This window comes from Phenylobacterium sp. RIFCSPHIGHO2_01_FULL_69_31, assembly GCF_001824475.1.
In the GTDB taxonomy this organism is placed as follows: Bacteria; Pseudomonadota; Alphaproteobacteria; order Caulobacterales; family Caulobacteraceae; genus Phenylobacterium.
Genome location: NZ_MHXN01000028.1, coordinates 1 through 11,762 on the forward strand (window position 1 = coordinate 1; position 11,762 = coordinate 11,762).

The following is an 11,762-nucleotide window of genomic DNA, read 5'->3' on the forward strand; positions in this document are numbered from 1 at the left end:
CGCCTGGCCGCCGGCGGCGAGCGCCAGCAACGCGCGAACCTCGTCCAGCGTGAAGCCCAGCTCCCGCGCCCGACGCACGAAGCCCAGGCGGCCCACGTCGTCGCCACCGTAGCTGCGATAGCGGCCGCGCCGGGGCGGGGCCGGCATCAGGCCGATCCGCTCGTAGTAGCGGATCGTCTCGATGTTGCAGCCCGTGCGGCGTGAGAGCTCGCCGATCTGGATCGCCTGGTCGGCCATGGGGAGCGCGGCTTTCGATTAGGGCTTGAGTCTGTAGTCGCTACAGATGGCATCCTAGTCGTCATTGCACCAGGAGACGACGGCGTGACGGCAAGCAGCGGGCTTCGAGTCCGACGGGAAGGACAGGGCGGCAAGCCCGCCGAGACCGCCTTGAACTGGGCGGCGGTCGCCGCTGCGGCCGGAGCGGTCTTCGCCTGGGCCGCATGCTGCGTCCTACCGATGTCGTTGGCGCTGGCTGGCCTTGGGCTGGGCGGTCTGGGCTGGGTCGCCGGTCAGCGCACCTGGTTTACGCTCGGGGCGCTGGCCTTGATCAGCGTGGGCTGGGTCGTCACCTGGCGCCGGGCGCGGACGTGCCGGGTCGATAGCAGCTGCGCTGCGCCATCACGGCTGGGGATCGCCATGCTCGGTGCGGCCACCGTCCTCGTTCTGCTTGCTCTGATCTGGCAGCCTATCGTCGAGCCCTGGGCCCTGGCGCTGATCCGGAGCGCCCGCGGATGAGCGACGTGCAGATTGAGCTCCGCTCTACGCTCACCTGTCCGCACTGCGGCCACCAGGCGACCGAGACCATGCCGACCGACGCCTGCCAGTACTTCTACGACTGCCAGGGCTGCGGCGTCGTCCTCAAGCCCAAGCCGGGCGACTGCTGCGTCTTCTGCTCTTACGCGGACGTGCCCTGTCCGCCCATCCAAGAAGCAGGGGCCAGCGGTGGGGCCGCCGCCTGCTGCAGCGGCGGCCGCGATGGGTAAGTGCGACGCGGTTGGCGGTGCCAAAGATTGGGCCAGCGACACGCGCGCCTTCATCGCGCTCTGGGCGCTCCCCGGCGCAGCGATGCTCGCAGCCCTCCTGCTGGAGCCCACGCTTCGCGCAGCCGTCTGGGCGGGCATGCTGGTCTGGATGGGCTTCGCCTGTCTGCTGAACGCCCGGCGGTGCGGCCGCATCCACTGCCGCGTGACGGGCCCCTACCTCCTGGCGATGGCAGGCTTGGTGGTCGCCTACGCCGCAGGCGCGGCACCGTTTGGCCCACACGGTTGGAGCTTCCTCGGGGGCGCAACCCTCATAGGCTTCGTGGTCCTCTGGTGGGGCAGCGAGCGTCTATGGGGCAAGTTCGGGCGGCCATAGCGACCAATCGGCTGAATACCCGCTACGCTCCCGCCGTCGGCGCCCTGCGTCGAAACCTGCCGCCGAGTGGACCTCGGCCTTGCCAAGTGGAAATGGCGACCAAATCACAGTAGAATCAATGAGCTACGAAACTGCCGTGAGGGTTCTCGTGAGCTTCTTGGAAGGAACAGATCGGACACAGGTAAGCCTGCTGCCTCCCTGCATCGATGACTATGTCGCTCCCGAATCCCTGGTGCGAGTTGTCGACGCGTTCGTTGGTAGTCTCGACCTCGCAGAACTCGGCTTTGCTCGCACCGTCGCGGCGGCGACCGGCCGGCCCGGCTACCATCCCGGGGACATGCTTCGGCTGTATGTCTGGGGCTATCTCAACCAGGTTCGCTCTTCCAGGCACCTCGAGCGGGCCTGCATCCGCGACCTTGAAGCGCTGTGGCTCATGAAGCAGCTCGCGCCGGACTATCGCACCATCGCCGCCTTCCGGCACGACAACCCCGAGGCCATCGTTGCGGCGAGCGCGGCATTCATCCAGTTCTGCCTCGACGGCGGGCTCATCACCGGCCGGATGGTGGCGCTGGACGGGACGAAGATGCGGGCCGTCGCCAGCCCGAAGAACATCGCCGGCGCCGAGCGGCTGGCTCGCGACGTCGCACATACCGAGAAGGAGATCGCCTACTACTTGGACCGGCTCGACGCCATGGACGAAGCCGTGACCCAGGGCTTCGACGACCAACCGGTTCACCGGCAGGCCTTCACTGACGCGATCGCCGCGTTGAGCCGGCGGAAGGATCGGCTGGCGCGCCGGCAAGAAATCTTGGTGGAACGCGCCGAAAAGGTGCTGGTCTTCGGCGAGCCCGACGCGAGGCCGATGGGCTACGCCCACTCACCCAAGATGCCCTGCTACAACATGCAAAGCGTCGTGGACGTAGATAGCGGTCTGATCGTCCACCACGACGTCGCCAACGAAGCGAACGACAGCCAACTCCTGCACCCAATGTCGCTGGCGACGATGGAAGTGCTGCAGGTCGACCGCCTGACTGTTCTGGCGGACGGCGGCTACTCGAACGCCCAGGCGATAGCGGCGTGCGAGCACGATCGAATCGAGGTCGCGGCGCCGATCAAGCGCGGCGCGATGAACACCGACTTCTTTCGGCCGACCCAGTTCGCATTTGATGAGGCGTCAGACACCATCCGCTGCCCGGCGGGTCAGACGATGAAGCCCTCCGGCAAACACACCCGCAATCGCGCCATCCGATATCGAACGACCGCCTGCAGGGACTGCCGCCTGAAGCCGAGATGCACAGCGGGCGCCCAACGGACGATCCATCGCCTGTTCGACCAGGCGGCGCTCGATCGCATGGAGGCGAGGATCTACGCCAATCCAAGCCTGATGGTGACGCGCCGATGCACGGTTGAGCACCCGTTCGGCACGATCAAGCGAATGTCGGGAGGTGGTCGGTTCCTTACCCGCGGCCTCAGAGCAGTAAAGGCAGAGGCAGCGCTCTCCATCCTGGCCTTCAACATCATCCACGCGGTGAATGTCTTCGGTCCGGCGCGCCTGACACCGTCGGCCTAAACGGCCGGCTCGATGCGGCGTCCACGCCAGGGCGGCCGGCGAGTTTTGGCACAGCCTGCCCCGCAACGCCCCCTTCAAGGTGAGCGGCCGGCGGGCGTGCGCGGTCCCGCCGCTGCCGCGGCTCCTACGGGTCCGCCCCTTCGGGCGCGCTCTGCGCGCCGGCGGCCGCTCGACGGCGCGTCCCGCCGTGCAGCGCCTGGCGGCGCGCAGGCTCCTTGCAGCCTTCACTCCTCTTGGGCCGCCTACGGCGGCCGCGGCTTAGGGCTCCGCCCTCGGCGCGCTTCGGAGCGGCTTCCGCCCAGCTTCGGTCCCTCGCTCGGGCGGCAGGAGGGCAGGGCCGGCAGGCCCTGCAACCGGTTCCCCGCGAAGCCGCCCCGCCGCTTGCACACCCGGTCTCGCCGACGGGCAAGGCTGCAGGCGCGGCGTGCGCCTGCAACCTGCCCCAAGGAGCAAACCCATGAACGCCCAGACCTTGATCGAGTCCGGAACGGTGCTCGACATTCCTCTCAACAAGCTCAAGAAGTCGCCGAAGAACGCGCGGAAGACCCCGCATGGCGACGCGGCCATCGAAGCGCTGGCGGCCTCCATCGCCGCCAAGGGCCTCTTGCAGGCCCCTGTGGTGGAGCCGGAAACCGGCGAGGACGGGGAGCCCACCGGCTTCTATCTGGTGACCATCGGGGAGGGGCGGCGGCTGGCGCTCGCCTTGCGCGCCAAGCGCAAGGAAATCCGCAAGTCCGAGCCGGTGCGCTGCGTGGTGGACACCGCCAACGACCCGCATGAGATCAGCCTCGACGAGAACGTCACCCGCACCGACATGCACCCCGCCGACCAGTTCGAGGCCTTCAAACGGCTCAGCGACGAGCGCGGCTTGAGCGCCGAGGACATCGGCGCCCGGTTCGGGGTGTCGGCCCAGGTGGTGCGGCAGCGCCTGCGGCTGGGCGCGGTCTCGCCCAAGCTGATGGCGATCTACCGCGAGGACGGCCTGACGCTGGACCAGTTGATGGCCTTCGCGGTCAGCGAGGACCACGAGCGCCAGGAGCAGGTCTACGACCAGCTGTCCTGGAACCGCTCGGCGGCCCTGATCCGCCGGGCCATGACCGAGGCCAAGGTTCCGGCGAGCGACCGGCGCGCGGTGTTCGTCGGCGTGGACGCCTATGCCGAGGCGGGCGGCCAGACCCTGCGCGATCTGTTCACCGAGGACGGCGGTGGCTGGCTGGAAGATGCCGCGCTGCTGGATCGGCTGGCGGGCGCGAAGCTGGAGGCCATCGCCACCGAGGTGCGCGAGCGGGAAGGTTGGAAGTGGGCCACAGCCTGCCTGGACTACCCGCACGGCCATGGCTGGCGGCGGGTCTATCCGAGGCCGGTGGAGCGGACCGAGGACGAGGCGGCGCAGATCGCGGCCCTCTCGGAGGAATACGACGCCCTGGTCAGCCAATGGGACGCGGTGGAGGACCTGCCGCCCGAGGTGGAGGCGCGCTTCAAGGCGATCGATGCGGCGCTGGACGCCTTCGGCGACGGGACCGCCTACGATCCCGACGAGGTCGCGCGCGGCGGGGTCTTTGTGGTTCTCGGCCACGACGGTCAGGTGCGCGTCGAGCGCGGCCTGATCCGGCCCGAAGACGAAGCGCCGGCGCCCAGCGCCGAAACCGAGGCGGACGGGGAGGGGGCGATCCCCGCCGAACCAAGACCGGATGCCGGAGCCTCGGAGGACGAGCCCGAGGACGAGGGTTTGGCGCCGCTCTCCGAGCGGCTGGTTCTGGACCTCACGGCGCACAAGACCGTGGGCCTTCGCGAGGCTCTGGCGTCCGATCCGACGCTGGCGCTCACCGCCCTGGTCCATGCCCTGGCGCTCAAGACCTTCTACCCGCCGTACGAGCAATCCTCCTGTGTGGAGGTGAAGCTGGTGTCGGCCTATCTCGACGGCCATGCGCCGGGCGTCAGCGAGAGCCCGGCCGGGCGACGGATCGCAGAGCGACATGAGGCATGGGCGCAGCGCTTTCCGCGCGAGAGCGCCGAGGCCTGGGGCTTTGTGGCGGGCCTGGACGGCGGCGAGCTGCTCGACCTTCTGGCCCACTGCGTCAGCCTGGGCGTCAACGCCGTGCGCAACCCCATGGACCGCAAGCCGGGCGCCTGGGCGCACGCCGAGGTGCTGGCGCAGGCGGCGGGGCTCGACATGACCCGCACCTGGGCGCCCACGGTGTCGAGCTATCTCGGGCGGATCACCAAGCCGCGCATCCTCGAAGCGGTGCGCGAAGCGGCGGGCGAAGACGCCGCCGAGCGGATTTCCGGGCTCAAGAAGATCGAAATGGCCCAAGCCGCCGAGCCGCTGATCGCCGGGACCGGCTGGCTGCCGCCCCTGCTGCGGACGGCGCAGCTTGAAGCCGCGCCCGAGGCCGTGCCCATGGCCGCCGAGTAGCCGGCGATACGACCCTTGAGGCCCACGCGGGTTCGCCCGCGTGGGCCTTGTCGTGCCCGGTCAGGCGTTGTCGGTGTCGCGGCCGTCCGGCTCCTTGGCGACCCCCTTGAACGGGGTTCCGTCATCCTTCACGGACATCAGTTGCCCCGTGCGCTCGTCGCGCTTCTGCCAATGGCCGTCCGGACGCTGGAACTGCGTCCGCCCCGTCACCGCACCCCGCCGATACCCGTCACCTGTGTTCTTCGCCATGCTGGCCTCCATCAGAACCTAAGGTGAACGTGGGAACGGCCAAGCTCGCGTTCAATACAGCCAAGCTGGCCAAGTTGTCGCAGGTCAGGACCGGCCCGAGGCCAGGGCGGAAGCGAGGTCAGGGTCGTAGCCAGCGCTATCGTCCTGGGCGTCGAGGAGGGCCACTTCGGCGTCCGGGTGCCAGGTCACCGTTTCCAGGTCGGCCGGCGCACCGGCGGGGATCTCCGCAGGCTTTCCGAACAGGTGCACCAGCAGGCTGTCCATGCCCGCGCGCATGGCCCAGCCCCAGCGCGGATGACCCGGACCCGCCTCGCGGTTGATCGCCGCCGACAGGCCAAGGTGCAGCACCTCATAGCCGCCGCTGGGGTGGCGCCGGGCGAAGGCGAAGAGGCCCGCGGTTCGCACGAACCGGCCATCGTGGTGGCCGAGCGCCATGAATGGCACGCCGCCGATGAAGATGTCGCCCATGGCTGTCCTCCAGGCGGGAACATAGGCAGAACATCGCCTGTCTGTGGAGTCCCTTCCGGCGCCCGGAGCCAGACCCGCCGGGGTCGGGAAGGTCGCGGGGCGCAGGCGACCAGCTCCTGACCCCAAGCCGCCGCCCACGCGGCCTCCGATGTCTTGATCACGGCCGAGGGGGAGGGGCTTCGCCCCCGCCCGACCGGCAACGCCCGCGCGCGACTTCTTTCCCCTGCCGGCCTCGCCGGCATTCCTCGCGAAGCAAACAAGTCGCGCGCCGCCGTCCTACGCTGCGCTTCGGGCCTGCGGCTGCCGGCCCGGGACGCCCCTCGGCTCCGGATCGCCATCGAGGCCGCGATGGGCGCGGCCCGGAGACGACAGGAGATTTCCCATGGCCACCATCGGCACCTTCCATAAGCAGGCGGACGGCAGCTACGCCGGCGCCATCAAGACCCTCAGCCTCAACGTCAAGGCCGCCCAGTTCCGGGCCTCGGAGACGGACAACGAGAAGGGCCCGGACTTCCGCATCTTCGCCGGCCAGACCGAGTTCGGCGCGGCCTGGAAGAAGACCTCCCGCGAGAACCGGGACTACCTCTCCGTCAAGCTCGACGACCCCAGCTTCCCGGCCCCGATCTACGCCTCGCTGGTCGACGCCGACGATGGCTACGCCCTGATCTGGTCGCGCAGCCGCGCCGCCGACTGAGCTCCCGCGCCGCCGCCCCGCACCGCCGGGGCGGCGCCCCTTCCTGAACAATCCGAACGCAAAGGAGCCCGCCATGTCGCGCGCGCCCGAACACACTCGCCCCGACCTCTACAGCCGTGTCACCGCCCAAATTGTCGAAGACCTGCAGCGCGGCGTTCGACCCTGGACCAAGCCCTGGTCCGCCGAACACCTGGCCGGGCGCATCACCCGGCCGCTCCGCCACTCCGGCCAACCCTACAGCGGCATCAACGTCGTGCTGCTCTGGGCCGACGCCGTCGCCAAGGGCTTCTCGGCGCCCATCTGGATGACCTTCCGCCAGGCCTTGGAGCTCGGCGCCCATGTCCGCAAGGGCGAGCACGGCTCCACGGTCGTCTACGCCAATCGCCTGAAGCGCACCGAAACTGCGGACGACGGCCGCGACGTCGAGCGCGAGATCCCGTTCCTGAAGGCCTACACGGTGTTCAACGTCGAGCAGATCGAAGGCTTGCCGGCGCACTTCCATGCGGTCGCCGAACCGCAACAGGACCCGCAGGCCCGCATCGCCCACGCCGACGCCTTCTTCGCCGCTACGGGCGCCGAGATCCGGCACGGCGGCAACAGCGCCTACTACGCCCTGCATCCCGATTACGTGCAGCTGCCGCCCTTCGAGACCTTCGTCGATCCGGAGAGCTACTACGCCACCCTGGCGCACGAGTGCACGCACTGGACGCGTCACCCGACACGCATCGATCGCGACTTCGGCCGCGCGCGCTGGGGCGACGAAGGCTATGCCCGCGAGGAGCTGGTGGCCGAACTCGGCGCCGCCTTTCTCTGCGCCGACCTGGGCCTGGAGTTGCAGCCCCGGGTGGATCACGCCGCCTACATCGACAGCTGGCTGAGCGTTCTGCAGGGCGACAAGCGGTTCATCTTCACCGCAGCCGCCTACGCCCAGCGCGCCGCCGACTTCCTGCACGCGCAGCAGCCGGCGAGCCTCGCCGCCTGAGACGTCACGCCCCGCGCCGGCCGGGCGCGGGGCGCTCTTGCACTGCACGCCGTGCGGCGGCCGACGCGTACACGGCTCGCCACGTTTCCGCCGCCGACTCGCACAACGATTCCCCAGTATACTGGGTGGCTGAAGTGCGGCCGGCGCCGCCGTCTCCTCCTCATGCGGTTGAGGGGAGTCGTAGCGAGGAATCTGCGCCGTCTGCGCCAGGCCAAGGGTCTATCGCAGGAGGAACTCGCCGACCGTGCGGACATCAATCGCAACTACGTCGGCCTGCTCGAACGCGAGGAGCACGCCGCCACCGTCGACATGCTGGAGAAGCTGTCGGAGGTTCTGGAGGTCGAGCCGGGGGCATTTTTCGCCCGCGACTGACGCTTCAACTCTTAGGATATGTCGGCCGCGGCGCACGACGCGTAGGGTCAACTCATGACCCAGGCGGAGCTCCGCGAGCGGGCGCCCGAAGGTGTGCCGCTGACTGCGTATGATCGCGAGATCGCGCCGATCTATCTGCGCCTGCTGGACGCCGACGCCGCCGGGGCCGACTGGCGTGAGGTCTCAAAGATCGTGCTGGGTGTCGACGCCGCCACCGAACCCAAGCGGGCGGAGGTCATGCATGCGAGCCATCTGGCGCGTGCGCGGTGGCTGCGCGACGGCGGCTACCGCGAGTTTCTGGGGTCAACCTCAAGCTGAGCTCGCGTTAAGCAACAACTCCGCTTTACGTCCAACCTGCGCGTGTGGATAAATGGTGGGGCTGTGGGGGCGCTTCCTCTGTATCGGGAGAGCGCCTTGAGTGACGAGGACTGGCGTTCAGAAGAACGCTACGCCGGATTGCGCGAGCTTTCCGCGCCGGCCCTCGCCTGGGAATTCTTGCGTCGTAACGACGACTACCAGGCCGACTTTCAACGCATCAAAGCCGAGGTGGCCTCCGGAGGGACAGGGCGCGCCGGCGACGCGCGCCTGGCCTTCTGGGGGCTGAGCTTTCGCCGCGGATCCGGCGCTCGCGGCCCCAGCGCAGCCGGTGTTCTGGCGGCCTGACGCCTATCCCCGGACGGTCGTCCTGACGCCGGCGCCGGCGGTCGAAGGCGGTCAGCGCAGCATCCGGTTCGAGCCGGAAAGTTGGCCCGGACGGTTCGTCGCGCGCGCCGGTCCCGACGGCGTACATGCGATCCTGAAGACGCGGGGCCATGAGCACCGGCTTTGGATGCCCGCCGCCCTGCCGCTCGGCCAGCCGGTCGCCTGCGTCGTCCCGTTCGGCGCGGACGCGGCCTGCGGAACGGCGGCGGCCTTGCACCTCTGGCGCCACCTGAGCGGCGGCCAGTCTGCGCCTGCCGCACGCCCTGACCGCAAGCTCCAGCGCTTCCAGCAGAGCCTGCGCGCGCACGACGGGCATCTGGCCGGCGGCAGCTATCGAGAGATCGCCGAGCAGATCTTCGGCGCCTCTCGGGTGGCGGGGGAGAACTGGCGGACCTCGCCGTTGCGTGACGCCGTCATCCGTTTGGTGCGCTCCGGGGCCGCCCTGGTCGGCGGCGATTACAAGCGGCTCCTGCGCAGCAAACACGACGACTAGGGGTGGCGGAATCGCCATTCGCAAGTTCGCCATCCCCCCGCGCGCTCGCACTCCGACAAGGTGTCCAGGTCCCCGCTGCGCTCCGCCGCAGCATCCAGGAGAACCCTTGGAGTGTCCGATGATGGCCGAAGCCACCGCCGCCCTGCCGCCGCGCCTGCTGCGCACCCCCGAAGCCGCCCGCTTCCTCGGCCTGTCCGGCCGAACGCTTGAGAAGCACCGCACCTACGGCACCGGGCCCACCTACATGAAGATCGGCGGACGCGTCGTCTATTCGGTCGGCGACCTGCAGACCTGGGCCGCCCGCGGCGTCAAATCCTCCACCGCCGATCCGGGGGTGGATGTCGTCCATCCGGCGCGCCGGGTCACCGACGACCGTAGCTTCGCCGAGCGCTGAGGGCGTTTGCCATGCTCTCTGCGCTGACCTCCGCCAGCGCCCCGCCAGCGCTGGATCACGCCCTGACCTGGGTGGAGCTGGTCTGGTACGAGAAGCGGATCGAGCGCTGGATCCGCTTCGGCCAGGTGCGCGAGGAGCGCATCCTCGACCGCCGCCGGCGCCTCGTCGGCTTCGCACCCGGCGACGTCTTCGCCTTTGTCCGCTGGCAGGCCAACGAGCGCGGCACGGTCAGCTCGAGGCTCGACATCCTGCAAGCCGTTGACCCTGGCGGGCCCTGCTCCACGGTCGCCGGCGTGACGCCGGGTGGCGAGCTGCTGCTGCGCCTGTCCGGCTGGCCGACCGTGCAAAAGGCGCTGGCCGCCATCGACGCCGTCGAACAGGTGGGCGTCGCACCGACGGCCGCGGCGCCGGACTACTGGCGGCAGGTGCACAATCGCCTCAAGGCGCGGGCGGCGCCCGAGCCTTACACACTCGCGCGGCATCGGGCCTGGCGGCTGCGTAACGCGGTGGACGCCTGATGCACCGCCGCGCCGCCCTCGCGTGGACCCTGCTCGGGGTGCTCGCCCTTGGCGTCCCGGTGGCGGCTCCGCTCGCGCCGCAGCTGGTGTGGAACGCCACGGCCAGCGCGCCGGAAGGGCTCTATCGCCTGCACGCGGATCGTCCGCCCGCGGTCGGCGACTGGGCGGCCCTGCGGGCGCCCCAGCCGCTCGCCGGGTGGCTGGACCGTCGCGGCTACCTGCCGGGCGGCGTGCTGCTGATCAAGAAGGTCGCGGCGCGCGCGCCGAGCCGGGTCTGCCGCCAGGGGGACGCGATCACGGTGGACGGACGGCTCGTGGGGCACGCTGAACCTCGCGACCGGGCAGGGCGAGCGCTGCCGATTTGGCGCGGCTGCTTCGTCCTCGCCGAGCACGACCTCTTCCTGCTCAACCCCGCCGCTGGCTCGCTCGACAGCCGCTACTTCGGCGCCCTGGAGGACGCCGCCGTAGTCGGCCGGGCCGAGCCTCTTTGGCTCATCCAGGATCCGCCACATGGCCGCTGAACGCCAAGCAAGCCCTGCTCCTTTGTTCGATCGAACAAACGACGGCCGCTCCTTCGTCCCGACCAGCTTCCGCAGGGCCGCCGGGCGGAGCGGCGGTCCAGGGCGGCCGGCAGGCCGGCGCGCCAGCGCCTTGCCCTGGACGGCCGGGAGCACGGTGGCACGCTGGCGGCTGATAGGGACGAGCGCGCTTTGGCTGGCGGTGCTCCCCTCGGCGGAGGCCGCCGCCCAGTCACCCCCGCCGCGCATCGAGGTCGGCGGCGCGATCGCCGAGGCGGCGCAGCGCTTCGGCCTTCCGGAGGCCTGGATCCGGGCGGTGATGCGCGTGGAAAGCGCCTTCCAGCCGCGCGCCGTGAGCCATGCCGGCGCCATGGGGCTGATGCAGGTGATGCCGCAGACCTATGCGGAATTGCGCGGCCGCTACGGCCTCGGCGCCGATCCCTTCCACCCGCGCGACAACATCCTCGCCGGGGCGGCCTACCTGCGGGAGATGTACGACCGCTTCGGCGCGCGCGGCTTCCTGGCCGCCTACAATGCGGGGCCCGCGCGCTACCAGCAGCACCTGATCGAGGGCCGGCCGCTCCCGCTGGAGACGCGGGCCTACGTCGCCAAGCTCACGCCGGCCGTCGGTGGCGCAGAGGTTTCCCCCGCGCAGGCGGCGGTCCTTCCGCCCGCCGCGGCGCCGCGGCCGACGCTCTTCGTCGCCGTCAGCACACGCCAGGCAACAGCGGTCGGGACCGCTTCGCCTGAGCCTCCGGCGCTGTTCAGCCCGGCGCAGTCTCCGATCTTCGCGGCGCTGACACCGCGTGGGGAGGGTCGCTGATGGCCGCCCGCCCGCATCGCAAGTTCTCGCAGGTTGTCGCAGGTTCGGCGGCGGGCCCCCGATGGATGGATCGATGGCAGGATAAAAGCCGCGAGGTGCGGGCGCGGTCGGAGGGGGTAAAGCACAGCAACTTCAACGGCCTCGCGCGAGGTGCGCAAGTTGGGCCTAGGCTGCGGTTTGCGCCAAGTGCTTGTCGCTTCTCACGAA

18 protein-coding genes are annotated in these 11,762 nt (G+C 70.1%); 15 read left to right on the forward strand and 3 right to left on the reverse strand.

From position 1 onward, the window contains the following. Positions 1–237, reverse strand: a 237-nt coding sequence (locus A2790_RS14095; RefSeq protein ID WP_293392832.1) for a MerR family transcriptional regulator, incomplete at its 3' end; no start/stop codon positions are given. A gap of 84 nt (positions 238–321) precedes the next feature. Between A2790_RS14095 and A2790_RS14100 the strand changes: the two genes are divergently transcribed. The 5 genes from A2790_RS14100 (at position 322) to A2790_RS14120 (ending at position 5,342) form a co-directional block, all read left to right on the forward strand. Next, entirely contained in the window at positions 322–735 is a 414-nt protein-coding gene (locus tag A2790_RS14100) for an MFS transporter permease (protein WP_068878769.1), read from the forward strand. Continuing rightward, positions 732–983: a GDCCVxC domain-containing (seleno)protein gene (locus A2790_RS14105; protein ID WP_068878768.1), complete on the forward strand. Its 252-nt coding sequence runs from the start codon at positions 732–734 to the stop codon at positions 981–983. Before A2790_RS14100 ends, A2790_RS14105 begins: the two co-directional genes overlap by 4 nt. Before the next feature lie 82 nt (positions 984–1,065). Next, positions 1,066–1,356 carry a hypothetical protein gene (locus tag A2790_RS14110; protein WP_197422718.1) on the forward strand — a complete coding sequence of 97 codons (291 nt, stop codon included), beginning with the start codon at positions 1,066–1,068 and terminating at the stop codon, positions 1,354–1,356. Between the two features lie 118 nt (positions 1,357–1,474). Then, positions 1,475–2,926 (forward strand): IS1182 family transposase, encoded by a 1,452-nt coding sequence (locus A2790_RS14115; protein WP_231733458.1) that lies wholly within the window; start codon positions 1,475–1,477, stop codon positions 2,924–2,926. Between the two features lie 457 nt (positions 2,927–3,383). After that, positions 3,384–5,342, forward strand: a complete 1,959-nt coding sequence (locus A2790_RS14120) for a ParB/RepB/Spo0J family partition protein (RefSeq protein WP_293392840.1) — start codon at positions 3,384–3,386, stop codon at positions 5,340–5,342. Between the two features lie 60 nt (positions 5,343–5,402). Here the strand turns inward: A2790_RS14120 and A2790_RS14125 are convergent, their stop codons facing one another. Both A2790_RS14125 and A2790_RS14130 read right to left on the reverse strand, forming a co-directional pair. Further along, positions 5,403–5,591 carry a hypothetical protein gene (locus A2790_RS14125; protein ID WP_293392843.1) on the reverse strand — a complete coding sequence of 63 codons (189 nt, stop codon included), beginning with the start codon at positions 5,589–5,591 and terminating at the stop codon, positions 5,403–5,405. An 84-nt stretch (positions 5,592–5,675) separates the two neighbouring features. Next, positions 5,676–6,059 carry a hypothetical protein gene (locus A2790_RS14130; RefSeq protein ID WP_293392846.1) on the reverse strand — a complete coding sequence of 128 codons (384 nt, stop codon included), beginning with the start codon at positions 6,057–6,059 and terminating at the stop codon, positions 5,676–5,678. Positions 6,060–6,441: 382 nt separating this feature from the next. On the opposite strand from A2790_RS14130, the gene A2790_RS14135 reads away from it, so the two are divergent. The 10 genes from A2790_RS14135 (at position 6,442) to A2790_RS14180 (ending at position 11,555) form a co-directional block, all read left to right on the forward strand. Then, entirely contained in the window at positions 6,442–6,753 is a 312-nt protein-coding gene (locus A2790_RS14135; RefSeq protein WP_293392849.1) for a DUF736 domain-containing protein, read from the forward strand. Positions 6,754–6,826: 73 nt separating this feature from the next. Then, positions 6,827–7,735 (forward strand): zincin-like metallopeptidase domain-containing protein, encoded by a 909-nt coding sequence (locus tag A2790_RS14140; RefSeq protein ID WP_293392851.1) that lies wholly within the window; start codon positions 6,827–6,829, stop codon positions 7,733–7,735. Between the two features lie 162 nt (positions 7,736–7,897). Next, on the forward strand, positions 7,898–8,107 hold the full coding sequence (locus A2790_RS14145) for a helix-turn-helix transcriptional regulator (protein ID WP_257817742.1): 210 nt from the start codon (positions 7,898–7,900) through the stop codon (positions 8,105–8,107). A gap of 54 nt (positions 8,108–8,161) precedes the next feature. Then, complete coding sequence (locus A2790_RS14150) at positions 8,162–8,425, forward strand: DUF2285 domain-containing protein (RefSeq protein ID WP_293392856.1); 264 nt, start codon at positions 8,162–8,164, stop codon at positions 8,423–8,425. Between the two features lie 96 nt (positions 8,426–8,521). Beyond that, positions 8,522–8,770, forward strand: coding sequence for a DUF6499 domain-containing protein (locus A2790_RS14155; RefSeq protein WP_257817744.1), 249 nt, complete (start codon positions 8,522–8,524; stop codon positions 8,768–8,770). Then, positions 8,754–9,302, forward strand: coding sequence for a DUF2285 domain-containing protein (locus A2790_RS14160; RefSeq protein ID WP_257817746.1), 549 nt, complete (start codon positions 8,754–8,756; stop codon positions 9,300–9,302). The genes A2790_RS14155 and A2790_RS14160 overlap by 17 nt, the downstream gene beginning before the upstream one ends. Positions 9,303–9,423: 121 nt before the next feature. Beyond that, the gene (locus A2790_RS14165; RefSeq protein WP_293393293.1) at positions 9,424–9,696 is read left to right on the forward strand and encodes a helix-turn-helix domain-containing protein; all 273 of its coding nucleotides are present in this window, start codon (positions 9,424–9,426) and stop codon (positions 9,694–9,696) included. Positions 9,697–9,707: 11 nt separating this feature from the next. After that, positions 9,708–10,214, forward strand: coding sequence for a DUF2840 domain-containing protein (locus A2790_RS14170; RefSeq protein ID WP_257817748.1), 507 nt, complete (start codon positions 9,708–9,710; stop codon positions 10,212–10,214). After that, entirely contained in the window at positions 10,214–10,735 is a 522-nt protein-coding gene (locus A2790_RS14175) for a S26 family signal peptidase (RefSeq protein WP_293392860.1), read from the forward strand. Before A2790_RS14170 ends, A2790_RS14175 begins: the two co-directional genes overlap by 1 nt. A gap of 199 nt (positions 10,736–10,934) precedes the next feature. Beyond that, the gene (locus tag A2790_RS14180) at positions 10,935–11,555 is read left to right on the forward strand and encodes a lytic transglycosylase domain-containing protein (protein WP_363081038.1); all 621 of its coding nucleotides are present in this window, start codon (positions 10,935–10,937) and stop codon (positions 11,553–11,555) included. Positions 11,556–11,762: the final 207 nt, after the last annotated feature.

Excerpts from the sequence above, each read along its gene's own strand:
- A2790_RS14105 (WP_068878768.1), top strand. The coding sequence starts at position 732 with ATGAGCGACGTGCAGATTGAGCTCCGCTCTACGCTCACCTGTCCGCAC.
- A2790_RS14110 (WP_197422718.1), top strand. The coding sequence starts at position 1,066 with ATGCTCGCAGCCCTCCTGCTGGAGCCCACGCTTCGCGCAGCCGTCTGG.
- A2790_RS14115 (WP_231733458.1), top strand. The coding sequence starts at position 1,475 with ATGAGCTACGAAACTGCCGTGAGGGTTCTCGTGAGCTTCTTGGAAGGA.
- A2790_RS14120 (WP_293392840.1), top strand. The coding sequence starts at position 3,384 with ATGAACGCCCAGACCTTGATCGAGTCCGGAACGGTGCTCGACATTCCT.
- A2790_RS14125 (WP_293392843.1), bottom strand. The coding sequence starts at position 5,591 with ATGGCGAAGAACACAGGTGACGGGTATCGGCGGGGTGCGGTGACGGGG.
- A2790_RS14130 (WP_293392846.1), bottom strand. The coding sequence starts at position 6,059 with ATGGGCGACATCTTCATCGGCGGCGTGCCATTCATGGCGCTCGGCCAC.
- A2790_RS14135 (WP_293392849.1), top strand. The coding sequence starts at position 6,442 with ATGGCCACCATCGGCACCTTCCATAAGCAGGCGGACGGCAGCTACGCC.
- A2790_RS14140 (WP_293392851.1), top strand. The coding sequence starts at position 6,827 with ATGTCGCGCGCGCCCGAACACACTCGCCCCGACCTCTACAGCCGTGTC.
- A2790_RS14145 (WP_257817742.1), top strand. The coding sequence starts at position 7,898 with ATGCGGTTGAGGGGAGTCGTAGCGAGGAATCTGCGCCGTCTGCGCCAG.
- A2790_RS14150 (WP_293392856.1), top strand. The coding sequence starts at position 8,162 with ATGACCCAGGCGGAGCTCCGCGAGCGGGCGCCCGAAGGTGTGCCGCTG.
- A2790_RS14165 (WP_293393293.1), top strand. The coding sequence starts at position 9,424 with ATGGCCGAAGCCACCGCCGCCCTGCCGCCGCGCCTGCTGCGCACCCCC.
- A2790_RS14170 (WP_257817748.1), top strand. The coding sequence starts at position 9,708 with ATGCTCTCTGCGCTGACCTCCGCCAGCGCCCCGCCAGCGCTGGATCAC.
- A2790_RS14175 (WP_293392860.1), top strand. The coding sequence starts at position 10,214 with ATGCACCGCCGCGCCGCCCTCGCGTGGACCCTGCTCGGGGTGCTCGCC.